General features: G+C 72.1%; 21 protein-coding genes. 4 read left to right on the top strand and 17 right to left on the bottom strand.

Annotated elements, in window-relative coordinates; translation table 11 throughout:
- Window positions 1-24: 24 nt before the first annotated feature.
- Window positions 25-1,095, top strand: coding sequence for a bifunctional NAD(P)H-dependent oxidoreductase/GNAT family N-acetyltransferase (locus JQN84_RS27950; protein WP_204961552.1), 1,071 nt, complete (start codon window positions 25-27; stop codon window positions 1,093-1,095).
- A gap of 23 nt (window positions 1,096-1,118) precedes the next feature.
- On the opposite strand, the gene JQN84_RS27945 is transcribed toward JQN84_RS27950, so the two are convergent.
- The 8 genes from JQN84_RS27945 to JQN84_RS27910 all read right to left on the bottom strand — a co-directional run bounded on the left by JQN84_RS27945 (window position 1,119) and on the right by JQN84_RS27910 (window position 9,271).
- Window positions 1,119-1,523, bottom strand: coding sequence for an AtzH-like domain-containing protein (locus JQN84_RS27945; protein ID WP_204961551.1), 405 nt, complete (start codon window positions 1,521-1,523; stop codon window positions 1,119-1,121).
- Between the two features lie 94 nt (window positions 1,524-1,617).
- On the bottom strand, window positions 1,618-3,288 hold the full coding sequence (locus tag JQN84_RS27940) for a regulator (RefSeq protein ID WP_204961550.1): 1,671 nt from the start codon (window positions 3,286-3,288) through the stop codon (window positions 1,618-1,620).
- 12 nt (window positions 3,289-3,300) lie between these two features.
- Entirely contained in the window at window positions 3,301-3,993 is a 693-nt protein-coding gene (locus tag JQN84_RS27935) for a cysteine hydrolase family protein (protein WP_204961549.1), read from the bottom strand.
- Between the two features lie 9 nt (window positions 3,994-4,002).
- Window positions 4,003-4,692: a biuret amidohydrolase gene (gene biuH / locus JQN84_RS27930; RefSeq protein WP_204961548.1), complete on the bottom strand. Its 690-nt coding sequence runs from the start codon at window positions 4,690-4,692 to the stop codon at window positions 4,003-4,005.
- Window positions 4,693-4,728: 36 nt separating this feature from the next.
- Window positions 4,729-6,564: an allophanate hydrolase gene (gene atzF / locus JQN84_RS27925; RefSeq protein ID WP_204961547.1), complete on the bottom strand. Its 1,836-nt coding sequence runs from the start codon at window positions 6,562-6,564 to the stop codon at window positions 4,729-4,731.
- Between the two features lie 132 nt (window positions 6,565-6,696).
- Window positions 6,697-7,362 (bottom strand): GntR family transcriptional regulator, encoded by a 666-nt coding sequence (locus JQN84_RS27920; protein ID WP_204961546.1) that lies wholly within the window; start codon window positions 7,360-7,362, stop codon window positions 6,697-6,699.
- Between the two features lie 125 nt (window positions 7,363-7,487).
- Window positions 7,488-8,591, bottom strand: a complete 1,104-nt coding sequence (locus JQN84_RS27915) for a Gfo/Idh/MocA family protein (RefSeq protein ID WP_204961545.1) — start codon at window positions 8,589-8,591, stop codon at window positions 7,488-7,490.
- Entirely contained in the window at window positions 8,561-9,271 is a 711-nt protein-coding gene (locus JQN84_RS27910; RefSeq protein WP_204961544.1) for a ThuA domain-containing protein, read from the bottom strand. Before JQN84_RS27910 ends, JQN84_RS27915 begins: the two co-directional genes overlap by 31 nt.
- 570 nt (window positions 9,272-9,841) lie before the next feature.
- On the opposite strand from JQN84_RS27910, the gene JQN84_RS27905 reads away from it, so the two are divergent.
- The 3 genes from JQN84_RS27905 to JQN84_RS27895 all read left to right on the top strand — a co-directional run bounded on the left by JQN84_RS27905 (window position 9,842) and on the right by JQN84_RS27895 (window position 12,982).
- On the top strand, window positions 9,842-11,023 hold the full coding sequence (locus tag JQN84_RS27905; RefSeq protein WP_204961543.1) for an ATP-grasp domain-containing protein: 1,182 nt from the start codon (window positions 9,842-9,844) through the stop codon (window positions 11,021-11,023).
- Window positions 11,020-12,291 (top strand): MFS transporter, encoded by a 1,272-nt coding sequence (locus JQN84_RS27900; RefSeq protein ID WP_204961542.1) that lies wholly within the window; start codon window positions 11,020-11,022, stop codon window positions 12,289-12,291. Before JQN84_RS27905 ends, JQN84_RS27900 begins: the two co-directional genes overlap by 4 nt.
- Before the next feature lie 205 nt (window positions 12,292-12,496).
- The gene (locus JQN84_RS27895) at window positions 12,497-12,982 is read left to right on the top strand and encodes a YbaK/EbsC family protein (protein ID WP_204961541.1); all 486 of its coding nucleotides are present in this window, start codon (window positions 12,497-12,499) and stop codon (window positions 12,980-12,982) included.
- Here JQN84_RS27895 and JQN84_RS27890 read toward each other — a convergent pair.
- Genes JQN84_RS27890 through JQN84_RS27850 form a run of 9 tightly spaced genes read right to left on the bottom strand, consistent with a single transcriptional unit; the run spans window position 12,969 to window position 23,862 of the window.
- Window positions 12,969-13,748, bottom strand: coding sequence for an inositol monophosphatase family protein (locus JQN84_RS27890; RefSeq protein ID WP_204961540.1), 780 nt, complete (start codon window positions 13,746-13,748; stop codon window positions 12,969-12,971). The two genes, JQN84_RS27895 and JQN84_RS27890, sit on opposite strands and share 14 nt — an antisense overlap.
- Window positions 13,745-14,965 (bottom strand): phosphoserine transaminase, encoded by a 1,221-nt coding sequence (locus JQN84_RS27885; protein WP_204961539.1) that lies wholly within the window; start codon window positions 14,963-14,965, stop codon window positions 13,745-13,747. The genes JQN84_RS27890 and JQN84_RS27885 overlap by 4 nt, the downstream gene beginning before the upstream one ends.
- Window positions 14,962-16,008, bottom strand: coding sequence for a TauD/TfdA family dioxygenase (locus JQN84_RS27880; protein WP_204961538.1), 1,047 nt, complete (start codon window positions 16,006-16,008; stop codon window positions 14,962-14,964). The genes JQN84_RS27885 and JQN84_RS27880 overlap by 4 nt, the downstream gene beginning before the upstream one ends.
- Before the next feature lie 6 nt (window positions 16,009-16,014).
- Window positions 16,015-16,893 carry a hypothetical protein gene (locus JQN84_RS27875; RefSeq protein ID WP_204961537.1) on the bottom strand — a complete coding sequence of 293 codons (879 nt, stop codon included), beginning with the start codon at window positions 16,891-16,893 and terminating at the stop codon, window positions 16,015-16,017.
- 3 nt (window positions 16,894-16,896) lie between these two features.
- Window positions 16,897-18,333, bottom strand: a complete 1,437-nt coding sequence (locus JQN84_RS27870) for a diaminopimelate decarboxylase (protein ID WP_204961536.1) — start codon at window positions 18,331-18,333, stop codon at window positions 16,897-16,899.
- 29 nt (window positions 18,334-18,362) lie between these two features.
- The gene (locus JQN84_RS27865; RefSeq protein WP_204961535.1) at window positions 18,363-19,745 is read right to left on the bottom strand and encodes an aminotransferase; all 1,383 of its coding nucleotides are present in this window, start codon (window positions 19,743-19,745) and stop codon (window positions 18,363-18,365) included.
- 1 nt (window position 19,746) lies between these two features.
- Entirely contained in the window at window positions 19,747-20,745 is a 999-nt protein-coding gene (locus tag JQN84_RS27860; RefSeq protein ID WP_204961534.1) for an NAD(P)-binding domain-containing protein, read from the bottom strand.
- A 37-nt stretch (window positions 20,746-20,782) separates the two neighbouring features.
- Window positions 20,783-22,648, bottom strand: coding sequence for an FAD-dependent oxidoreductase (locus JQN84_RS27855; RefSeq protein ID WP_204961533.1), 1,866 nt, complete (start codon window positions 22,646-22,648; stop codon window positions 20,783-20,785).
- A complete protein-coding gene (locus JQN84_RS27850) occupies window positions 22,642-23,862 on the bottom strand; it encodes a nucleoside/nucleotide kinase family protein (RefSeq protein ID WP_204961532.1) in 1,221 nt (406 codons plus the stop codon). The genes JQN84_RS27855 and JQN84_RS27850 overlap by 7 nt, the downstream gene beginning before the upstream one ends.
- Between the last annotated feature and the right edge of the window lie 2 nt (window positions 23,863-23,864).

Genomic DNA, 23,864 nt, shown 5'->3' with positions numbered 1-23,864 from the left:
ATCTAGCATCTAGCCTTCGTTTCCATGTCAACGAAACCGCTCCGTGTCCTGGCACTGACCTGCGCCACCCGTCCCGGCGCGCTCGGTCCCGCGGTGAGCCGGTGGCTGCTCGACGCGGTCGCCGGCCGGGCGGCGGCACTCGACGTCGAGGTGGTGCCGGTCGCGCTCGGCGACCTGGACCTGCCGTTCCTCGACGAGGAGGAGTCGCCGTCGTCGGGCGTCCACCGGCACGGGCACACCCGCCGGTGGAGCGCCACCGTCGACACGGCGGACGGTTTCCTCGCCGTCACCCCGGAGTACAACCACGGGATGCCGGCGACGCTGAAGAACGCGCTGGACTACCTCGGCGGCGAGTGGGCGTGGAAGCCGATCGGTTTCGTCAGCTACGGCCACACCTCGGCCGGCACCCGGGCCGTCGAGCACGCCAAGCAGGTGGTGACCGCCCTGCGCATGGTCCCGACGGGCAGCACGGTCGCCGTGCGCATCGGTGACGCCGTGCGCGACGGCCGGCTGCGGCCCGACGCCGACCGCGACGCGGCCGGCGTCGCCCTGCTGGACGAGGTGGTCCGGCTCGCCCACGCCCTGCGGCCGATGCGCGAGCGGGAACGGGCCGCCCCCGGCCCGCTGCCCGGGTCCTACGCCCGGCGGCTGACCGGCGACGACGCACCCGAGGTCACCGTGCTGCAACGGTGCTGCTGGACGGAGGAGGCCCTGGTCAACGAGACACTGGACATCCCACCGTTGTCCGAGTCGGTGCCGGAGGTGCGCCAGTGGCTGGCGGACTGGCACACCATCGGCCTCTGGCGCGACGGTCGGCTGCTGGGCATGGTGCGGACCCGCACCGACGGCACCGACTGCCACCTCGGGCGGCTCGCCGTCGTACCCGACCTGCGCGGGCGGGGGGTGGGCCGGTGGCTGTTGCGGGCCGCCGAGGTCGCCGCCGGACCGGGGTGCCGCCGCATCGAACTGTTCACCGGGGCCAGGAGCCTGCGCAACATCGCGCTCTACCGGAGCGTCGGCTACCGGCCGTTGTCACCGGCCGGCCCGGACGGCACCGTCCACCTGGCGAAGCACCTGCCCGACACCGCACGCTGACCGGCCCGCCGACCCACGCCGGGTCAGGTCGCTGTGTCGCCGTCGGCCGGCGCGCAGGCCGGCTCGGAGACGTGCGCGGTGACGATCCGCCAGCCGACGGGCAGGCGTACCCAGGTCTGGGTCTGCCGACCGGTGGCGGCGGCGCCGGGGTAGCCGAACCGGGTGGTCACCACGGCGAGGTCCGGGCCGAACGTGGTGACCACCGGGTCGACCAGCCGGCGGCCGGGCGGTAACGCCGGTTGGGCGGCCCGCCACGTGCGCTGTTCGTCCCAGCCGTACTGGTGGTCGGCGAGGCCGAACCGCACGGTCCGGTCGGACTGCCAGAAGTAGCCGCAGATCCGGTCCGCGTCGCCGTCGACCAGCGCCTGTTCGTAGCCGGCGAAGGCCGCCGTGACCTCGGCGACCACCTCCGCCCGGTCGATCTCCATGTGGTGCGTCCCTTTCCACCGTCGGATGGGCGGCCTGTTGACCCGGTCGGTGGTCGGGGTGGGGGGTCACCGACCACCGACCGGGCCGGTCGGTTCAGCCGTTGACCGCCGACGTCGGCCGGGTGCCGTCGGCCGGACCGCCCGGGGCGGGCGGGGCGGTGGCGGTGGCCGGGGCGGTGGAGACGGCCGGGGCGGGCGGCTCGTGCCGGCGGTCCAGTTCGGCCTCGTCCGGGTCGGGGACGCGGGGCGCGGGCCGGCCCAGCGCGAAGACCGCACAGATCGCCGCGACGAAGAGGTAGCCGAGCGCCACCGGGCCGTTGGCGTTCCACTCGATCTTCTCACCGTGGATCAGCCCGACGAACGACAGCACCGCACCGACCCCGGCGAAGACCGCCGCCCGGACGAACCGTTTGTCGATGATGAAGACCACCACCGCGCCGAGCACCAGGCCGGCGAGGATCGCCCCCTGGCCGAGCACGAGCAACCCGTCGTAGACCACCCCGGCGCCGTTGAGCGCCTCGTCGCCCACCGTGGCGGCGGTGGTGCCGGCCGCCGCCAGGGTGTTGTCGATCTGGCTGGTGGCCCAGGCCGCGATGTTCGGGATGAGCGCGGCGACCACGGCGGCGGCGTGCGCCCTCGGCGTCGCCTGGAACGCCTGCGCGCCGATCAGCAGCCCGATGTAGAGCAGGATCGGCACGATGGCCGCCGTCGGGAAGATCGTCGCGAGCAGGCCGAACATGCCCAGGAAGCACAGCACCGCGATCACCACGCCGGTCGCCATCGAGTAGCCGGTGCGGCCACCGGCCGCCTTCCAGCCCGGGTGTCCGACGTAGACGGCGGGCGGGAACGGCGAACCGAGAGCCGCGCCGATCACCGCGCCCGCCCCGTCGGCGAGCAGGACGCTGCGCAGGTTGTAGTGGTCACCGGCGGTCGCCGCGCTCTCCACGTTGGACATGCCCTCGGTGAAGTTGTAGACCCCGAGCGGGATCGCCGTGGCCAGCAGCGGCGCCATGTCGCCCAGACCGGTGAGCAGCAGGTCCAGCTTGAACGAGGGTACGGCGACCGCGACATCCCGGGCGGCGGCGGTGACGTCCGGCACCGACATCGCCCCACCGGCCCAGCCGATCGCCGTGCCGACCAGCAGCGCGGCGAGCCCGATCGGAAACTGGAAGGGCAGCTTCACGTCGGTGAGCAGACCGATCAGCAGCAGCGCGAACACCGGCAACGCCACCCACGCCGTGCGCCACATCTGCCCGGCCGGATTCATCGAGATGAAGGTGACGGAGATCCCGGCCAGCGTGCCGAGCAGGGCGGCCCGGGGCGCGTACCGGCGGATGTACGGGCCGACGAACGCGCCGATCAGCACGATCACGCCGATGATGAAGGCCCACGCCAGGCCGGCCTCCCAGGCCCGCACCGGGTCCCTGGTACGCAGGTAGATCGGCAGCATGATGACGAAGATGACGATGAACATGTGCGGCACGCTCGGCCCGTACGGCAGGGCGGTCACGTCGGTGCGCTGTTCCCGGCGGGCCAGCCGCCGCGCCAGCAGGGTGTAGTAGACGTTGCCGACCACCAGGGCGATGCCCAGCGCCGGCAGGATCGTGCCGAACACCTCCCCCTCGGGGAGGTTCACCACGGCGACGCAGAGCCCGGTCAGGGTGAGCACGTTGACCAGGACGTTGACGCCGAAACCGAAGAACGCGTTGGTGTCGCCGCGGACCCAGAACGGCAGGGCGACGGTGGGGGGCTTGGTGGGGACCATGGCTGCTCCCGGTCAGGAGGAGGGGTGCGACACGGAGGTGGTGGCGAGCGCGGCGCGTACCTGTGGGGAGTCGGCGACCCACCCGAAGATCCCGCCCTGGGCGGCGATCATGTCGAGTCCGACCCGGTGGAACTCGGGGAAGTACGACCCGACGCAGTCGGCGAGCACGAGGCACTCGTACCCGCGGTCGTTGGCCTCCCGGACGGTGGTGTGCACGCACACCTCCGTGGTGACCCCGGTGACCAGGAGGCTGCGGACACCCCGCGCGTGCAGCAGGGCGTCCAGGTCGGTGGCGTGGAAGGCACCCTTGCCGGGCTTGTCGACGACCGGCTCGCCGGGCAGTGGCGTCAGCTCGTCGATGATGTCGTGGCCGTACTCGCCCCGCACGAGGATGCGGCCGTTGGGGCCCGGGTCGCCGATGCGCCGGCTCGGCGCACCCCGGTGCAGCTTGGCCGGCGGGCAGTCGGACAGGTCGGGCAGGTGCCCCTCACGGGTGTGCACGACGGTGAGGCCGGCGGCGCGGACGTCGGCCAGCAGCGCCGCGAGCGGCGCGATGGTGCGGCGGAGCTGACCGACGTCGTTGCCCAGGCTCTCCCCGAAGCCGCCGGGCTCCAGGAAGTCGCGCTGCATGTCGATGACCAGCAGCGCCGTGCTGGCCGGCTCGAAGGAGTACGGGGTGGGCCGCGCCGCGGCGACTGTCGACATGGGGATTCCTCACCTCACCGTGGCGGCGATGACGTCGTCGGCGGTGGCGACGCAGCCGAAGACGCCGCCCTGCATGGTCACCATGTGCAGGGCCGCGTCGTGGTTGCCCTTGTCGGTCGCGCCCGTGCAGTCGGACAGGATCAGGCACTCGAAACCCCGGTCGTTGGCCTCCCGCATGGTGGTGTGCACGCAGACGTCGGTGGTGATGCCGGTGAGGATCAGGTGGGTGATGCCCCGGGTCCGCAGCACCAGGTCGAGGTTGGTGGCGTAGAACGCGCCCTTGCCCGGCTTGTCGACGATCACCTCGCCGGCCGCCGGGGCGACCTCCGGGACGATCTCCCAGCCGGGTTCGCCCCGGACCAGGATCCGCCCGGCCGGTCCGGCGGCGCCGATCTCGGCACCGATGCGGGCCGAGCGCCAACGCTTGTTCGCCGGCAGGTCGGACAGGTCCGGTTGGTGGCCCTCGCGGGTGTGCACGACCAGCATCCCCAGCGACCGGGCGTGCGCCAGCAGCCGGGCGGTGGCCGGCAGTCCGGCCCGGGTCAGTCCGATGTCGTAGCCCATCGCGTCGACGTAGCCGCCCGGCCCGCAGAAGTCGGTCTGCCAGTCGATGCAGAGCAACGCGGTCCGCGTGGTGTCCACCGTGCCGTCGTACGGCCACGGGTAGGGGTTGGCCGGTACCGGCCCGATGCTGCCCATCCTCGCTCCCTGTCGTCGTCGGAGGTGGTGTCCGGATCAGCGGCGGGCGGCGGTCCGCCAGGCCCGCCAGCCACCGGTGGCGCTGATGTCCTCGACCTGCGGCCCCACCGCGTACGCCTCGCAGAGGAAACCGAGCACGTCCCGCCCGTCGTGCAGCCGGACCCAGCCGAGGGAGAGCGGTGCCGGCACCCCGGCCAGCAACGCGCCGACCGCGGACGTGGGCAGCCGCCACAGCTCGACGTCGATCGGTAGGCCCGGCGGGCCGGTCGGGGCGGCCCGGACCAGGCCGGGCAGTCCCTCGTCGTCGGGGGTGTCCATCCGGTAGAGCCGGTAGAGCGGCGCGGTCCGGTCCGCGCCGACCAGGGTGGCCCCGTGCCCGGTCAGCTCACCGTTGCGGGACTCGCCGGCCAGGTGCCGCCCCACCACGGCGATCAGCAGCTCCGCCGGGCCGGGAGCCGGCACCGGGCCACCGCCCGCCACCGCGGCCGCGACGGTGCCAGCACCGGCCGGGTGGGCGTCCACCGGGGTGGGCTCGGTGAGGGCGGCGGCGAGCCGGGCCAGGGTGAGGTCGCTGAACGCCGGGCCGAGCAGGGTCAGGCTGGCCGGCCGGCCGTCCTCGGTGAACCCGTTGGGCACGGTCACCGCGGCCAGGTCGAGCAGGTTGGCGAACTGGGTGTAGCGGCCCAGCACGGCGTTGCGGCCGATCGGGTCCTCGGCGATCTCGTCGAGGGTGAACGTGGTGCCGACGGTGGGCACCACCAGCACGTCGATCTCCTGCCACCGCCGGTCCACCCGGGCCCGCAGCTCGCGGAGCCGGTGCCGGCCCCGGAAGGCGTCGACCGCGTCGTAGCGTCGACCGGTCTCCAGCACGGCCCGGGTGACCGGCAGGACCGACCCGGGATGCGCCCGCAGGAAGTCGCCCAGTGCAACGAGCCGTTCGGCCACCCAGGGCCCCTGGTAGAGCAGGTCCCCCGCCGCGAGGTAGTCGTCCAGCGGCACCGGCAGCGCGTCGGCGACCAGCGCGCTCAACCGCCGTACGCCGACCGCGAACCGGTCGGCCTGCCCGTCGTCGCCGAAGAAGTCGAGGTCCTCCGGCCGGGGCACCCCGAGACGCAGCGTCGCCGGCACGTCCGCGCTCGCCCGTCGCGCCGGCAGGGCACGGCCCCACGGGTCGGCCGGCGAGACGCCCCGGGCGGCGTGCAGCACGTCGACCGCGCCCGCGACGTCGGTGGTGAACACCGACACGCAGTCCAGCGAGCGGCAGGCCGGCACCACCCCGGCGGTGCTGAGCAGACCCCGGGTGGGTTTGAGCCCGACGATGCCGTTCAGCGCCGCCGGGACCCGGCCGGAGCCGGCGGTGTCCGTGCCCAGGGCGAAGCTGACCTGGCCGGCGGCGACCGCGACGGCCGATCCGGAGCTGGAGCCGCCGGAGACGAGCCCGCCGCCGAAGACGCTCTCACCGCTGCCGTACGGCGAGCGGGAGCCGGTCAGGCCGGTGGCGAACTGGTCGAGGTTGGTCTTGCCGACGAGCAGCGCGCCGGCGTCGCGCAACCGGCGCACCACGGGCGCGTCCTGCGCGGCCCGGTAACCGAAGTCGGGGCAGCCGGCCGTGGTGACCATCCCGGCGACGTCGATGTTGTCCTTGACCGCGAAGGGGATGCCGTACAGCGGCAGCGCGGCGGGGTCGTGGTGGCGGGTCAGTTCCTCGGCGCGGGCGCGCAGTTCGGCCGCCGGGACGGTGCTGATCCAGACCGGTCCGCCGTCCCGCCCGTCGAGCCCGGCCAGCACGCGTTCGACCTGGTCGACGGGGCTGGTCGCACCGTCTCGGTAGGCCGACCGTAGTTCCGCGACGGTGCCGATGCGCTCTGACATACTGTCGATTGTCGACTGTCTTGTTACGAGCGACGGTCCGCCTCGTAACGACGCCATGACGGCCCGCAGGCCGGGCCGCCACCACCCCGGACCGGCCACGTGCCGTACCCGACCAATCAGGACGACGGAAACCTAGCCGAGGTACGAGCGCGCGCCGTGCGCGGAGAGCACGGCGAGCACCTCCTCCGGGTCTCCCCCGGCGACCGCCTCGAACAGCCGCTCGTGCCGGTGCACGCCGTCGAGCGGCTGAGCCAGCTCCGCCTCACGGCGCAGGTTGATCGCCATGTAGAGCTGCAACTTCACCAGGATCGAGTCGTACACGTCGGACAGCTTCCGGTTGCCGGCGAGCGCCACCAGCGCGACGTGGAACGCCCGGTGCGCCTGCGCGACCAGCATCCGGTCGCCGCGCCGCACCGCCTCGCGCATCTGCTCCAGCGCCGCCCGCAGGCCGGCCAGGTCGTCGTCGCGGGCCACCGGGATGCCGGCCCGCACCGCGAACCGCTCCAGCACGTCGCGCAGCTCGTAGAGTTCCCGCACGTCGCGGTCGGAGAGGGTGGCGACCCGGACGCCCCGCCGGGGCACGTGCTCGACCAGCCCCTGTTGGGCGAGCAACCGCAGCGCCTCCCGCAGCGGCGCCCGGCTGATCCCCAACCGCCTGGTCAGTTGCTCCTCCACCAGGCGTTCACCCGGGTCGCTCCGGCCGCTGAGGATCTCCTGGGTGAGCCGGGTGACGGCCAACTCCACCAGGCTGACACTCTCCAGCTCACCATCCATCGGCGATGCGGCCACGTCGTTCACTCCGCCGAGTCTGCCATCTGTCACCTGACGGGCGGCGCGGCGCATCCCCACCCGGGGGGACGCCGCGCCGCCCGCTCCGGCACCGCCGCCCGCGACCGGCGGGGGCAGCGGCCCGTCCGGCCCGCTCAGCGTCCCTGCCAGTCCCCGGCCGGGGTGAGCGGCACCGGTGCGGGTCGCCGCACCGTCGTGTCCAGCGTGATCCGCCGGCCCTCGGCCGCCGAGCGGAGCAGCCCGGTCATCGTGTCGAGCACGTGCAGCGCCAGGTCACCGCCCGCCCGGGGCGCCCGGGTGTCGTCGGCCCGGACCGCGTCGACCAGCCCGAGACCCCGGGCGCCGTCCCGGTAGCCCGCCGTCGGCGCGAGCACCTGCCAGCCGTCACCGCCGAGCGGGCACAGCCGGACCTCGCCGGCGAAGTAGTTCGGGTCGGGCACGGCGAGGGTGCCGGTCTCGCCGTGCACCTCGATCGGCGCGGCCGTCGTGGTCACCCCGTCGAAACTGGTGGTGATGGTGGACAGCACCCCACTGTCGTGTTCGAGCACGCCCGACACGTGGGTGTCCACCAGGACGGGGACGCGCTGGCCGAGGCGCGGGCCGTTGCCGATCACCCGTTCCGGGCGCAGCCGGCTGGCCGTGCCGGTCACCGCGCGTACCGGACCGAGCAGGTGGATCAGCGCCGACAGGTAGTAGGGGCCCATGTCCAGCAACGGGCCGCCGCCCGGGGCGTAGTAGAAGTCGGGGTGGGGATGCCAGCGCTCGTGCCCGGGGGTGACCATGACGGCCGAGGCGGCCAGCGGACGCCCGATCAGCCCACCGTCGATCGCCGCGCGGGCCGTCTGGGTGCCGGTGCCCAGGACGGTGTCCGGCGCGCAACCCACCCGCACCCCGGCCGAGGCGGCCCGGTCGAGGACCGTGCGCCCCTGCGGCAGCTCCACGGCGAGCGGCTTCTCGACGTACACGTGCTTGCCGGCGTCGATCGCGGCGAGTGAGACCTCCACGTGGGCGGCGGGGATGGTGAGGTTGAGCACCGTCTGCACGTCGGGGTGGTCGAGCAGGCGGGCGACGCCCATCGCCTCGGCGTCGGGGAGGGTCGCGGCTGCGGCGGCCGACCGGTCGGCGTCGAGGTCGGCCACCGCGACGATACGCAGCTCGGGGTGGTCGGCGAGGGTGTCCAGGTAGGCGCGGGAGATGACCCCGAGCCCTACGATGCCGACGCGGTGCGGGTCGCCCACAGCATGCCCCTCTCGATGACGGTCCGCACGGACGGGTGCTCCAGCACGTCGAGGCTGTGCCCGGGGGTGGTCACCACGACCCGCCCGGCCCCCCACTGCCGGGTCCAGACCGCAGGCGAGGTGACCGGCCGGTGCCAGGGGTGCCAGTCGCGGGTGGGGTGGACGGTGGTGGCGAGGACGTCGACCAGGTCGTCGTGCAGCACCCAGTACTGCTCGGTGACCAGGTCGAAGTCGGCGATCCCGGCGGTGATCGGATGCTGGCGGCCGAGGTCGGTGACCGTCACCGTGTGCGGCAGGAAGTTGTCCTGCTCCCCGCCCTGCCGCTCGCAGGGTTCCCGGCCGGGGTGGGTCGCGAACTGGCCGCCCACCAGGTGCAGGTAGTCCGACGAGGCGCGGAACGCGTCCACGATGCCGCCGTGCCAGCCGGTCAGGCCCGTCCCGGCGACGACCGCCGCCCGCAGGCCGGCCACCTCGTCGGCGGTGATCTCGGCCATCGTCATGCACTGCACGACGAGGTCGGTGCCGGCCATCGCGTCGGCGTCGGCGTAGACCGCCGTGGACTCCTCGACCCGTACGGTGTAGCCGTTGTCCTCAAGGAACGGCAGGAACAGCTCGGTCGCCCGGACCGGCTGGTGCCCCTCCCATCCGCCCCGTACCACGAGTGCCGTACGCATCGTCATCCTCGCTCCCTCCACGGGCCGTCACCGCCGGGCCGGCCGCGTGCGCCGCGACGAGCCGACGAGGAGACCTGTTTCTTCACCTGTCGGGCACCAGAACCGTACTCGCGGTTGCCGTCGCGGGCCGCCCGGCACGGATCGCGACGGCACCGCAAGCGTCGACCTGGACCTGACGGGCGGGCCTGCCCCGTGCCGCTCCCCGGCCGACCGAAAACGCCACGATCAGCGAAAACAGGAAACGGTGGAAGATTCATCCGAGTGCATCCGCGCAGTCGCCGCGCCCGTGGGCGAAGCCCGCTTCACTTTGTTGATTTAGGCGGGCCGCACTGCTGTCGCGTGCCCGGCAGCCCGGTGTCCGGAAAGCAGCACGTATTGCTAAGCTCGCCACGGCCTGAACGATTCCGCTGAGGCCCGAAAGTGCTTGGAGGACATGTGAGCAGGACATCGGTTCTCATGATCGGCGCCGACCCGTATGCACTGCGTGCGTGCGAGGTGCACGACATCGAACCGGTCCTGTTGTGCAACTCCGGCGCATACGACTCGGGGCGGATTCGCATGCCGGCCGGGGGCACGATGATTCGCGTCGACGACGTGACCAGCCCGGAGGATCTGCTGGGCGGGTTGTACCGGGCCGGTATGGGCGGTCGCACCTTCGACGCGATCCAGACCACCTGGGAGTTCTCGGTCGTCAACGCCGCCGTGCTGGCCCAGGCGCTCGGCGTTCGGGGCATCGCGCCCGAGGTCGCGCTGCACTTCCGCGACAAGTCACTGCAGAAGGCCCGGCTGGCCGAGGCCGGCGTCCCGGTGGCCCGTACGGAGGTCGTCCACGACCTGTACGACGTCAGCACCGTGAAGTTCGAGTTCGACAGCGCGGTGATCAAGCCGATCGCCGGCGGGGGCACCACCTCGACCAGCGTCGTGCACAGCCGCGCCGAGCTGGAGAAGCTCAGCCGCGAGTGCCGCGACAACAAGGAGACCAGCCGCACCTTCCTGTTGGAGGAGTTCGTCGAGGGGGACGAGTGGATGGCCGAGGGGGTCGTCTACAACGGCGAGATCCTCTTCTTCGGCCTGGGTGTCTACACCGAGCCGTGCCTGACGGCGATCACCGGGCAGAAGCCGTTGTCGCTGCGCCGGATCGACCCGACCGACGAGGCGGACGCGTACGCCGCCGCCGAGCCGGTCGTGCGGAGCGCCATCGCCGCGCTGGGTCTGCGCGACAGCGTGTTCCACATGGAGCTGTTCCGTGAGCGGGCGACCGGCCGGATCGTGTTCAGCGAGTGCGCGGCCCGGCGGGGTGGGGCGCTCACCCAGGAGCAGGTCATGGCCAAGTTCAACGTCGACCTCGGCGAGGCCGCCCTGCTCTGCGCGGTCGGGCGTAAGCCCCAGCTCGACGTGAAGGTCAATCCCGGCGTGGTGGGCTGCGCAGGGCTGTACGGGCCGGCCGGCACCATCCTCGGCTATCCCGACGTCGATGCGCTGATGGCCCGGCCCGACGTCGCCTTCGTCCAGTTCTGGGTGCCGCCCGGTGCGACGCTGAACACCAAGTTCTCCGCCTCCGCCGACATGCTCGGCGCGGTCCTGCTGATCAGTGACTCCGTCGCCGGGTTCGACAAGCGGGTGGTCGAGACGCGGGAGTGGTTCGACAGCCGGCTGGCGGTCGCCGAGCCGGTGCTCACCGGCGGGCAGCGCTGGGAGTGGGTCCGTCGGCAGTGGCCGGACCGGAACTACTCCGACAGCCTGTTCGCGCTGGCATGACGGCTGCCTCGACGGCGGCCAGTTCGATGCGTGTCCTGGTCAGCCGCATGCTGCCGCCCACCGGGCCGCAGCGTGCGCTGGCCGGTTCCGTCTTCGCCGTGACCATCGGTGGCGGCATGATGTTCAGCAGTTCGCTGTACCTGACCCGGATCGTCGGCATGTCCGCCGGGACGGTGGGCGCGGGTCTGACGGTCGGCGCGGCGGTCGGGCTCGTCGCCGGCCCGCTGGCGGGGCATGCCGCCGACCGGCTGGGGCCACGGGCGGTGCACATCGCCACGATGCTGCTCGGCGCCGTGGCCACCGCCGGGTTCGTGCTGGTTCGCTCGTTCTGGTCACTGGTCCTGGTCTCGCTGCTGGTCACGCTGGTCGGCACGGCCGCCGCCGCCAGCCGGGCCCCGATGGTCAGGGCGCTCGCCGGAGACCGGCTCACCTGGTTCCTGTCGTACCAGCGGGCGATCACCAATGTCGGCGTGATGGCGGGCGTCCTCATCGCCAGCATCGCCATCCAACTCGACTCGGGCCCGGTGTACGTGGGGCTCATTCTGCTGGGGGCCTCGACGTTCCTGGTGGCGGCAGCCGTGTTGACCCGGGTGCCGTACGTGGCACCGCTGCCCCCGACGGACACGAAGCGCCGCTGGGTGGCCTTCGCCGACCGCCCGTACCTGGCGGTGACCCTGATCAACGGCGGGGTGTCGCTGCACCTGGCCATCCCCGCCTTCGCCCTGCCGCTGTGGATCGCCGACCACACCACCCTCCCGCGCGCGACGATCACCGGGTTCATGCTGCTCAACGGCATTCTCGTGGTCGCCCTACAGGTCCGGGTCAGCCGTGGCGTGGTGAACCCGCGGGCCGCGGCACAACGGATGGTCTGGGCGGGTGTGGCGCTGCTGGGGTCGTTGGCCATGATGGGGGCGATGCCGCAGGCGTCGCTGTGGCCGGCGCTCGCCCTGCTCGTCACCGCCACCGTCGTCTACACGTTCGGCGAGTTGTGGCACGCCGCGGCATCGTTCGAGCTGGCGTTCGGGTTGGCCCAGCCGTACGCCCAGGGGCAGTACGCCGGTGCCTTCGGTCTGGGGCAGGGCGCCGCCAACGCGGCGTCACCGGCGGTCCTCGCCGCCACCTGCCTGGCCCACGGGTTGGTGGGCTGGCTCGGGCTGGGTGTGGCGCTGCTGTTGTTGACGTTGCTGACCGGCCCGGCTGTCCGCTTCGCCGAGCGGGCCCGCCCGGTGGTCTCCTCGACGCCCGCACCGGTCGCCGCGCCCGGATGACCGGTGCGGGTGGGACGTCGGGTGTCCACGGCACCGGCCCGACAGTTCCCACCTGGACAATGTGCGTGAGTGCGGTTCGTCGCGCGGTCGACATCGCGATCATTCGGGGTCCGGCTGGACGTCAGGGTGAGTCTCTGGCGCATCGGGACGGCGTGGTGTGACATGATTTTCGGCTGAACGCGCCGACCGGAAGAATGGAGGAGCGATGGCAGACGACATTTACCAGAAACTTGTCAACCTGCTGGACGAACGTGGTGCGACCTATCGGGTGATCGAGCATGACCCGGAGGGTGAGACGGCCGCGGTGAGCGCGTTGCGGGGACACGATCCGGCACAGGCCGCCAAATGCATCATCGTCATGGTGAAAATCGGCAAGAAGGTCACCAGGTTCGTCGCCGCGGTGCTGCCCGGCGACAGGCGGGTGAGCTTCGACAAGCTCAAGGCACTTACCGGCGGCACGTTCGCGAGGTTCGCCGAGCGTGACGTCGCCGAGAAGCTCGCGGGGACCCCGGTGGGCACCATCCCGCCGTTCGCTTTCGACGAGCGGCTGGAGCTGATCTTCGACCCGGAGCTGTTGCAGTACGACGAGGTCTTCTTCAACGCGGGTCGGCTGGACCGCACCATCGGCGTGGCCACCAAGGACTACCTGGCCATCGCCGAACCCCGGATCGAGTCGATCATGGAGGCGTGAGCAGGGACCGGGTCAGCGTGTGCAGGGAGCGGTCGCCGGCCGCCAGTACCACACCCCGGCTGTCGAAGCCCAGGTCGGCGCCGGCCCAGTCGGTCATGAGGCCGCCGGCGCCACCGATCACCGCGGCGGGGGCGAAGACGTCGTACGGTTTGAGGCCACAGTCCACCGACAGATCGGTGCGGCCACCGGCCAGCAGGCCGAAGGCGTAGGAGCTGGCACCGTAGAGGGTGTAACGGACCCGGTCGCGGACCCGGTCCAGGGCCTGCCGCTCGGCCGGGGGAAAGAAGTCCGGGTTCGAGCACGTCAGCAGTGCCTCCCCGGGATCGGGGCACCGGCGGGTGCGGACCGGGGAACCGTTGCGTGAGGCGAAACCGTCGACCACGCCCACCCACCGGTCGTCGGTGGCCGGATAGTCGAGGACGCCGATCCAGGGACGGCCACCCCGGGCGAGGGCGACCAGGGTGCCGTACACGGGAATCCCGGCGATGAAGGCGGCGGTGCCGTCCACCGGGTCGAGTACCCACACCAGGTCCGCGTCCAGATCGCAGGGGCCGTACTCCTCGCCCAGGATACCGTGTCCCGGGAACTCGTCGGCTATCAGCTCCCGCAGCCGGACCTCGATCGCCCGGTCGACCTCGGTGACGAGGCTGCGGTCGGCCTTCGCCTCCACCGCCGTGACCGTCAGCGCCGCTGCGGCCAGCATCCGCCGGCTCTCCGCAGCCAACCGCACCGCGAACGCCGTCAGGGTGTCCGTCCCGACCCTCATGAGCACTCCGCGAGGGTCGCGGCGAACGCCCAGTCGAGCCAGGGCAGCAGCGCCTCGATGTCGTCGGCCTCGACGGTCGGGCCACCCCAGATCCGCAGCCCCGGCGGTGCCTCCCGGTGCCCGGCGAGGTCGTAGCCGGCCCCGTGCTCCTCGATCGACGCACACATCCGGTCCACGAACGCCCGCTGCGCCTGCGGGCTCAACGTGTCGAACGCGGGGTGTCGCAGCCGCAGGCAGATGCTCGTCGACGAGACCGTCGCCGGATCCGAGGCGAGGAACTCCACCCAGGAACGTCCGGCCACCCACCGGGACACCACGGCGAGGTTGCGCCGCGAGCGGGCGAGCAGTTCGGGCAGCCCGCCCGCCCGGACGCACCAGTCGAGAGCGACAAGCGCGTCCTCGACGGCCAGCATCGACGGCGAGTTGATGGTGAAGCCGTCGAACACCTCGTCGAGCAGCTGCCCGTCGCGGGTCAGCCGGAACACCTTCGGCAGCGGCCGGTCCGGCCGGTACGTCTGCAGCCGGTGCACGGCCGCCGGTGACAACGCGATCATCCCGTGTGCGCCCTCGCCGCCCAGCGACTTCTGCCACGACCAGGTCACCACGTCGAGCTTGGCGACGTCGACGTCGAGGCCGAACACGGCGGACGTCGCATCGCAGATCGTGAGCCCCGACCGGTCGGCCGGGATCCAGTCCGAGCCCGGCACACACACCCCGGACGTGGTGCCGTTCCAGGTGAACACCACGTCCCGGCGGAAGTCCACCGCGGTGAGGTCGGGCAGCTCACCGTAGGCGTCCGCCCGGTGCACCCGTACCCCCGGCACGCGCAGCTGGGACACCACGTCCGCCAGCCAGGTGTAGCCGAAGTTCTCCCAACAGCACACCTCCGCCCCGAGCGGACCCAACAGGTTCCACATCGCCAGCTCGATCGCGCCGGTGTCGGAGCCGGGAACGATCGCCACCCGGTAGCCGTCCGGAACACCGAGCAACCGCGCCGAGGTGCGGATGACCTCGCGGAGCCGCTGCTGCCCGGCCGGGTGCCGGTGCGACCTGCCGACGAACGCCTCCGCGAGCACGCCGGGCGTCCAGCCGGGGATCTTCGCGCAGGGCCCCGACGAGAACCACGGTCGGGCCGGACGCCGGGCCGGACGTCCGGGCGGCGGCACCGGCAGGGGTGCGGGCTGCGGCCGGCCCGGCGCGGCGGAGGACCTGGTCACGAGGTCAGGCTGACGAAGTGCCGGCGGGTGCCCTCGTACGCGAACCGCCCGTGCTGCACCACCTGGTTGTTCAGGACCAGCACGTCACCCGCCCGCATCCGGACCGCGACGGTCGTCCGCCAGAGCATGCCGCGCAGGTACGACACCAGCTCCGGCGGGATCGGCCCGCCGTCGCCGTACGTGGTGGTCGCCGGATAGTCACCGTCCGGCAGGTCGGCGGGAAAACCTGGATGCGCCCGCCAGTACGAGCAGTGCAGCTCGGTCACCTGGTTGAACCACAGTTCCTGACCCGTCACCCGGTCGGTGACGAACGCGTCCCGCCGATAGTGGTAGCGCAACCGGCCGTCGGCGTCCCAGGTGCACTCGTAACCGCAGGCGCGCAGGTGTTCCTCGACCGTGCCCGGGTCGTCGGTGCCGAACGTGTCGACCCAGCCGGTCTCGCCCTCCGTCGAGGCACGCGGCAGGTTGCGGTGGTAGCGCACGCCCCGGGCGCGGAACTCGTCGAGGACGGCGGCGGGGATCAGCGCGGCGGTCTGCCGGATGTCGTTGACGGGCACCTCACCGCCGCGCTCGGCCGGCTTCTCGCAGAAGAAGAGGATCTTGCGGGGATACCCGGGCAGGTACGCCATCTCGTGGTGTGGCGACAGCGTCACCCGGGCATCCTCGTCGCTCGCGTGCAACGCCACGTCCGAGTCGTTGCGACGCACGGCGATGCCACCCCGGTAGCCGACGAGGTCGTAGCCGAGGCCCGCGACGAGCGCCTCGAAACCCCTACGGTCGGTCAGCGGCATCCCCCGCAGGAGCAGTCCGCCGTGCGTCGGCAGTTGCCGGTCGACGGCGTCCCGGACCGCCGCGTAGAGCTGCGGCCCCGGCGCGACGTCGACGTCGAGGGCCAGGGTCGGGATCAGGTCACCGCTGTCCGGCACGCTCTCGGGGAAACTGTCGTGCGCCGAGCCGGCCAGATAGGCACGCCCGCGCACCGGCACGCGGAACGGGGCGTCGGGCGGTACCCGCCGGAACGTCGGTGTACAGGTCTCGGTCATCGCCGCCTACCTCTCGGGGTGTCCGCGCAGGACACAGATTTCGTGGTGGACCGGCTCACCGGCGGCGAGCCGGTCCCTCGCCTCGTGCGCGGAGATCGGTTCGCGGCCCAGCGGGTCGCGGTAGAACTCGCAGACGAAGTCCCGCTCGAAGCCGGTGCCACCGATGGCGGCCTCCAGCGCGACGAAGAACGAGATGTCGGTGCCGGGGTGTTGACGCACGATCCGGGAGGCGAGTTCCTCGGGTCGGTAGCCGTTGGCGCGCAGCAACCGCAGCAGCACCTCCCGCCCGGTGCGGCAGCTGAGGTTGAGGACCACCTGGGCGTTCGGCACACCGGCCCGGACCTGCCGCAGCAGCGCCTCGATGAGGCCGAGCCCGACCGCGTTGTACGGGTACCCGTGGAAGACCGTCCACGGGTAGTAGTGGGCGAGGTGGTCGGCCGCCTCGGGCGCCTGCCCGGCCGGGGCCCGCAACGACGCGACGTGGAACCGCGCGCACATCGCGTCGTGGGGATCGGGAACCTGCGGCAGGCAGGCCACGACCACGTCGACCCCGGCCGCCCCGGCGGCCGGCAGGTCGATGAGGTTGACCGCCCCGTGGATCGGGCGGAACCGGTCGCGCAGTTCCGGCGCGGCCTCCCCGACGCAGCGCTCCGCGAGCTGCACCAGACGCGGATCCAGGTCACTCGCCAGCACCAGTTCGGCGTCGCAGTCCCGCAGCATGAACACCACGTTCGTGCCGCTGCCGACGCCGACCTCGTAGACGCGGCACCCGCGCAGACCCGCGCGGGCCAGACCGCTCTGCATCGTCGTCGTCCACGGATCGGACGGATCGAACGCGTAGCTCGGCACGGCTGGCCGTACCCCTGACGCGGCGTCAACCGACATGTCTCAGCCTCCTGTGACGGCGGGTGGCCGGCGGGATGCACCAACGGTTTCCTCGATCAGCAGCACCGAGCCGGCCTGACCCCGCAGGCAGTGGTCGGAACTCATCGACGCGGCGTACCCGCCGGAGTTGAGTAGCGCGACGGGGTCGCCGGCCCGCAGTTTCGGCATCCGGTGGCCGGTCGCCCACACGTCGAGCGCCTCGTTGATGTTGCCGACCACGGTGTACGTCTCGGTCCCCTCGTCCCAGCGCGGCGCGATCGCGGCCGGCTCGCAGGGCAGGCCGTAGAAGGCGGGTTCCATCGCGAGGTTGAAGCCCGCGTCGAGGCCCGCGAAGAGCACGTCACGGCGACGCTCCACGTACGTGACCGTGGTGAGCAGCACCCCGGCGTCCTTGACGAGGTAGTCACCAGGTTCCACGGCGACGGTCAGCCCACGGCCGCCGAAGTGCCGGGCCACGACGCCCGCCCAGCGGTCCAGGTCGAGCAGCCGGTCCTCGGCGGTGTGCGGCACACCCAGACCACCACCGAGGTTGACCTCGGTGACGTCGGGGAACAAGGGCAGGAACCCCGCCGCCGTGGCGAGCGCCCGGTCGAGCTGGTCGAGCTGTGCGTCGAGGTAGCCGCAGCCGACGTGCAGGTGCAGCCGGGTGACCCGCAGGTCCCGCCGGGCGGCCACCGCCAACGCCTCGGCGACGTGCTCGGCGTAGATGCCGAACTTGGTGGTCGCGGCGCCGGAGTACCGCAGCCGGTCGTCGTCCTGGTAGCCGACGCCGACCCCGGGGTTCACCCGCAGTCCGACGTCACGGCCCGGACCGGCCCGGCCGAGCGCGTCCAGCGACGCGACGGAGTCGAGGTTGACCCGCACCCGTGGGGACCTGGCGAGAACCTCGATGTCCCTCGTCGACAGCGAGGTGCCGGTGAACGAGACCGCCTCGGCCGGGAAGCCGCAGGCGAGGACGTGTGCCAACTCGCCCGTGGAACACACGTCGACCCCGGGCAGGCCGGCCGCGCGCAGGTACGTCAACAGGGCCGGCGTCCGGTTGGCCTTGACCGCGTAGTGGACCCGGTGGTCGATCCCCGCCCCGTCCAGTGCGGCGCTCACCCGGTCGAGGTTGTCCCGTACCCGGTCGGCCCGCAGGACGTAGCTCGGCGTGCCGACCTGCGCTGCCAACTCGACCAGGTCCGTGCCGCCGAGGTGCAGCCGACCGGCACGGTACCTGAGGTCGTCGCGCTGCCACCACGGCGCCGTGGTCAGGTACCGCACCCGCTCGGCGGCCCCGGCCAACGCACCGGTGATGTGTTCGCGGCTGCATCCGTCGCCGAGGATCACCTCCAGCGGCTCGGCCTCCCCGTGCCCGGCGGTGACCGCCTGCTTGATCCGCATGACCGTCAGGACCGGGCTCAGTCCACGGCAGTCGAGGACGGTCGGCTGTCCCTCCATGCTCACTCCCACCTCCACCGGTTCCGGACCTAACCGATCCGACCCGCGTCGAGATCGGCCTGCGCGGCCGCGAGCGCCCCGGCGACGATGTCCACCATGCGGTCGATCTCGGCGCGCGTCACGACCAGCGGCGGCGACATGATGCAGAGGTTCTCGTACGGACGGACCAGCAGGCCGGCCCGTTCGCAGTACGCGTCGACCCGCCCGGCGAGGGCCATGTTGCGCGGGGTCGGACCCGTCTCGCCGGGTACCTGGCACTCCACGCACGCCATCAGGTGGTCGCCGCGTACGGCGTAGACGATCGGCGAGGACCGCAACGCCCGTAACCGCTCGACGAAGTACGGTCCGACGTCGCGGACGTGGCCGCAGATGTCCTCCCGGCGCATCACCTCGATGTTGGCGATGGCAGCCGCACACGCCACCGGGTGCCCGGAGTAGGTGAACCCGTTGGAGAACACCGGCTTCGCCGGATCGGCCGTCTCGGCCAGGGTCTCGGCGATCGGGTCGGCGATCAGCACCGCGCCGAGCGGCTGGTAGCCCGAGGTCAACCCCTTCGCGGTGACGAGCAGGTCCGGCACGATCCCGAAGTGCGGCTCGGAGGCGAAGAAGTGGCCGAGCCGACCGAAACCGGTGACGGTCTCGTCGCTGACGTACAGGATGTCGTGACGGCGGCACAGTTCACGGGTGGCGGCGTGGTAGCCCGGTGGCGGGATGAGCACCCCGCCGGAGGCGAGGATCGGCTCGGCGACGAAGCAGGCGATGTTCTCCGGGCCGATCTCGTCGATCGCCGCCGTCATCCCGTCGAGGAGTTCGTCGAGCCGCCGGTCCGCCGGTACGTCCGAGGTGTCGGGGTCGTGACCCGGGCTGTCCAGATGGTGCACCCAGCCGGACTCGTAGTGGAAGCGGGTACGGTCGGCGGCCTTCCCGGACAACGACGCCGCCAGGTAGGTGCTGCCGTGGTAGGCGTCCACCCTGGACAGCACGTGGAACTTGTCCGGACGACCGACGCTGGCCCAGTAGAACTGCGCCGTCCGCACCGCCGACTCGACCGCGGTCGACCCACCCGTGGTGAAGTGCACCCGGTTCAGGTCTCCCGGTGCGAGTCCGGCCAGCAGCCCGGCCAGTCGCACGGCTGGCTCGTTGGCCACGTCCCCGAACGGGGTGAAGTACGGCATCCGCGCCGCCTGGTCACGCACCGCGTCGATGATCTCCTGCCGGCCGTAGCCGACCGTGACGCACCACATGCCGCCGATCGCGTCGAGATAGGACCTGCCGTGGCTGTCGACGATCTCCACCCCATGCGCCCGGCTGACGACGAGCGGCTGCTGCTTGCCCAGCACCGACAGGTCGGCCCACGGGTGCACGACGTGCCGCGCGTCCAACGCCTCAAGGTCGTTCATGCTCTCCCCCATCTCAGGCCGACCTCAGCACGGCGCGGTACTCCTCGTGTGCCCTGGTCAGCGGGGCGGACCGGTAGTCCTCGCGGTACCGCTCCAGGCTGGGGTAGTCCGCTGCGGCCTCCCGTTCGAGGGCCGTCAGGAAGCTCCCGTCGCGGATGCCGGCGAGAATCGCCCGCCCCCGCTCCCGGACGTCCTCACCGAGCAGCGTGCCGAGCTGACGCTGGACGCCGAACCGGCACGTCGGCGAGCCCTGCTGTTCGATGACCTCGTAGAGGCCGATCGTGGCCGCCTCGACCATCATCTCCGCCATCTCGCCCGAGGCGTGCATGTCCAGCAACGCCGCGACCGGGTCGCACCCCTGCTCGACCAGGACCTCGAACGCGACCCGGACGGAGTCGAGCAGCAACGGGGTGAGGAACTGCTCCTGGAACAGGTCGAGTTCGGTCTCGGTGGCGGTCGACACGGGTAGCACCCCGTAGCGGGTGAACCCGACCGCGGCCGCGACGCCGAGGGTACGGGCCAACGCCCGGCCGGTGGCGTCACGGACCACGTCGACGAACGCGAGCACGCCGCTGCCGTCGAGATAGCGCCGCCGGATCGGCCGACCGAACATCTTCGGGGCGAGCAGCGCGACGTCGAGGCCCGGCGCGGGATCGACCCGGTCGAACCGGAGCGAGAAGCCGTGCGCGAGCAGGAACAGGTCCCCGTCGCGCAGGTTCGGCGCGAGGTCGGCGGAGAACACCGCCGGGTGCGCCTCGTCGGGGATGAGCAGGATGACGATCGACGCGGCGGCGGCCGCCTCCGCGATCGACCTGGTGTCGAACCCGTCGGCGACGGCGTCCGGGCGGTACTCGTCGTCGCGGTTGCCGATGACGACAGGCACCCCGCTGTCGCGCAGGTTCGCCGCGAACGCCCTGCCCTGGATGCCGTAGCCGATGACGGCGACGGTCTCGCCCGCGATGTCGGTGACGCTCGCGTCCTTGTCGAAGTACATGGTGGGTCCCTTCGCCATCGGCCGGTACCGGGGTCGCCGGATGCCGGCCAGCTGGTCAGTCGACCCCGCCGGCCATCAGTCGATCGACCTTCACGGGTTCGTGGTCACGTACACGCGCGCCGAGGTCGGCGTACGCCATGTTGCGGGTGTAGATCTCCTGGAACGCCGTCCACTCGGCACGCCGGCGTGCCTCGTCCCAGCCCAGCCGTTCGGCGAGTTCGGCGAGCACCAGGTCCAGGACGGACAGGTCGAGATCGGCCCTGCCGTCCGCGTCGAACACCACCGCGTCGCGGACCGCTCCCGTGTTGAGCAGGTAGTCCGAGTAGCTGCCGACCATCTGGTAGGTGACGTGATGGGCCGCCTTGGCCCGGATGAACTCGCGGTCGCCGCGGGTGGCGGGGTGGTCGGGGGCGTACCGTTGCTCGTCGACGACGGGCAGGAACGGCAGCCGCTTCGTCGTGGAGCGCCCGATCCGCCGGCCGTGCCGGTCGCGGAGTTCCCGGGCCAGTATCCCGGAGACCACCTGGCCGGCCCAGCGGATGTCGGTCAGCTTCACGTTGACCAGGTCGAGTAGCAGGCCGTCACCGACGACGCGCCGGTGGATCCGGAACATCCGCGAGATGTCCTTGACCGAGATCTCGCCGCCGTCGGTGGAGGCGAGCGGCCGGATGCCGCAGAAGACGTTGAAGATGTCCCGCCTGTCGATCTTCCAGCGGTCGTCCACCAGGTCGTTGTACGAGTGCAGCAGTTCCTCGTACTCGTCGGCCTCGGGCACCGTGCGGTAGGGATCCTGCTGGCCTCGGTCGGTGGTGGTGCACTGCACGTACCACAGGCCGTGCTGGTGGAACGGGCGCAGGTAGTGCTGCCGCTCGGCGTTGAGCGGCACCAGACCGACCTGTAGCCGGGGGTCGGCCGCGATCGTCTCGTGGATGAACCGGTTGGTGGCCTCCAGATGGGTGCCCCGGGAGTACGCCACCGACCTACGGCCGTCGGGCTCCGCGGTACGGTGCCGGGCCTCGTCGATCCACGGGCCGGCCGCGTTGGTGATGGTGCGCGCCCGCACCACCACCGTCTCGGGCAGGCTGTCGTCGGCGAACCGGCGGGCGAGGGTGACCCGGAAGTAGCCGGCCGGGTCCCACTCGTAGCCGTCGACCTCGACGTGACACAGGGCGCGGATCGGGTGCTCCGGGCCACCGCGCAGGTACGCGTCCCGAATGGTCTTGACCACCAGGATCTTGTCGTTGTTGGCCTTGCCGTCCCAGTAGCGGATGCCGCCCACCACGTCGGACGCCGCGAGGTGGGGCAGTTCACGGTGCAGCGCCGCCCGGTCACGGAACACCTTGACCCGGCTGAACCGCGGCACCAGCCCGCACCAGGCCCACAGCGTGGTGAAGAGATCGTAGAGGGAGATCCCGAAGAATACCGACCACTTCTTCTCCGGACTGTCGGGAAGGACGAACACGATGTTCGGGATCTCCTCGACGGTGCCGCCGGTGGTCTCCAACAGGATCTTGCGCTCGCGGGTGCCGTACCAGACCAGTTGCAGGTCGAGCCAGGCGCTGCGCAGGTGTTGCAGGCTGCTCTGCCTGATCTTCGGGTCGCGCCGCAGGTGGGCGGCGAGCAACATGCGGTGGAACGCCATCCGCAGGTAGCGGATGCCGGGGTGGATGGCCTTGCCGGTCTTGCTCGACGTCTCGCCGCCGAACGGCCCCCGGTCGACGAGCAACGCGCTGACGTCCCCCCGGGAGGCCAGGTCACGCAGCACCCCGGCGCCCGCCGCGCCGCCACCGACGATCAGCGTGTCGTGCACCCTCGCCGGGTCGGCGGCGTCTTCCTCGACCAGTTCGCGGTACTGCCGCACCACGTCCGTCATGGCGAACGTCCGGGTGACCGGCGGACGTAGGGACGACGACTTCACCATGCACGACCTCCTCGTTGAACAGCGATGATCCGGTGGTTCGCAGCGCGTTTCGCGTGGAAGGTGACGGCGTGGTCCGGAGGCACCGGGGACGTCGTCCGCCAGTCCCAGGTCCGTTCGATCATGTACGTCATGAACGCGCGGATCTGCTCGGGACTCATCCCCCGGGCGCCACGTCGACGCGCGACGAGCACCTCCTGTGCCTCCCGGTCGCTGACCATCTGCGCGAACGACGGCCATTCGAAGCTCCACAACGCGTCCATCCGGTCGAAGACCGGACGCCACCGGCGGAGTTGCTCGGCGACCCGGCGGCGCAGGCCGTCCGGCACCAGCGCGGGATCGACGTCGGTCTCGGCACCGGCGAACCACAGGTCGAACAGGAACACCCCGACCCGCCCCCGCACCTCGAAGTACCGGTCCGGGCCGGTGGGCTGGTCGTCGGCCTTCTTGTCGAAGTTGCCCATCCGGATGACGCTGCCCGCACGGCTGCTGTCCGCCAGCTCCGCCAGGTTGCGGCGCAACCAGGCCAGATCGTGGGTGCCGGGACCGGACCGGTTGGTGACGCCGGGGATACCGGGGTCGTAGCCCAGCGCCCGCAACGGCTCACGCTCGGCGCGCGACAGATACCAGTCGTCGCCGCTGCGGGCCACCGCCCGCCCCTCGGTCTCCGGGTCCAGCAACACGTCGAGCAGGACGGCCAGCGCGGTCGACAGGACCGTCTTGCCCGAACCCGGGCTGCCGTTGAACCCCATCACGAACAGCCCGTCGGGCCGGCGTCGCCGCTTCTCGGCCGCTATCCAGCAGGCGAGCGGCAGGTACAGCCGCCACAGGTCGGCAAGCGGCACCGGATCGTCGCCGTGACCGGCGAAGTACCCCCGCCACCAGTCGGCGAACGGCCCGTACGCCCGGCGCAGCACGTCGATCCGCTCGGCCACGGTGCCGGGGACGACGCCGGTCGGGGTGTCGACGGTGAACGGCTCGGTGAGCGGGTCGGGCGCGGTCAACGCGTCGAGGTCCGCGGCGTCGAGGTACGCGCCCGCGATGACCCGGTGCAGCACCGGGGTGAGGTGCCGGTCCACCGTCGACCGCAGTAGCTGCGGCTCCGGTCCGCCGTCCACCGCCGACGCCTCGGCCGACAGCAGGAACCGCACCGCCGCCGCGTCCGGCGCGCTCCGGCTCCACCTGACGATCTGCTCGGCTGTCGCTGACCCGGGCATGG

The organism is Micromonospora humidisoli (assembly GCF_016900955.1).
In the GTDB taxonomy this organism is placed as follows: Bacteria; Actinomycetota; Actinomycetes; order Mycobacteriales; family Micromonosporaceae; genus Micromonospora; species Micromonospora wenchangensis.
Note: the sequence above shows the minus strand (reverse complement) of the source record. Positions and strands in the feature narration are given on the sequence as shown.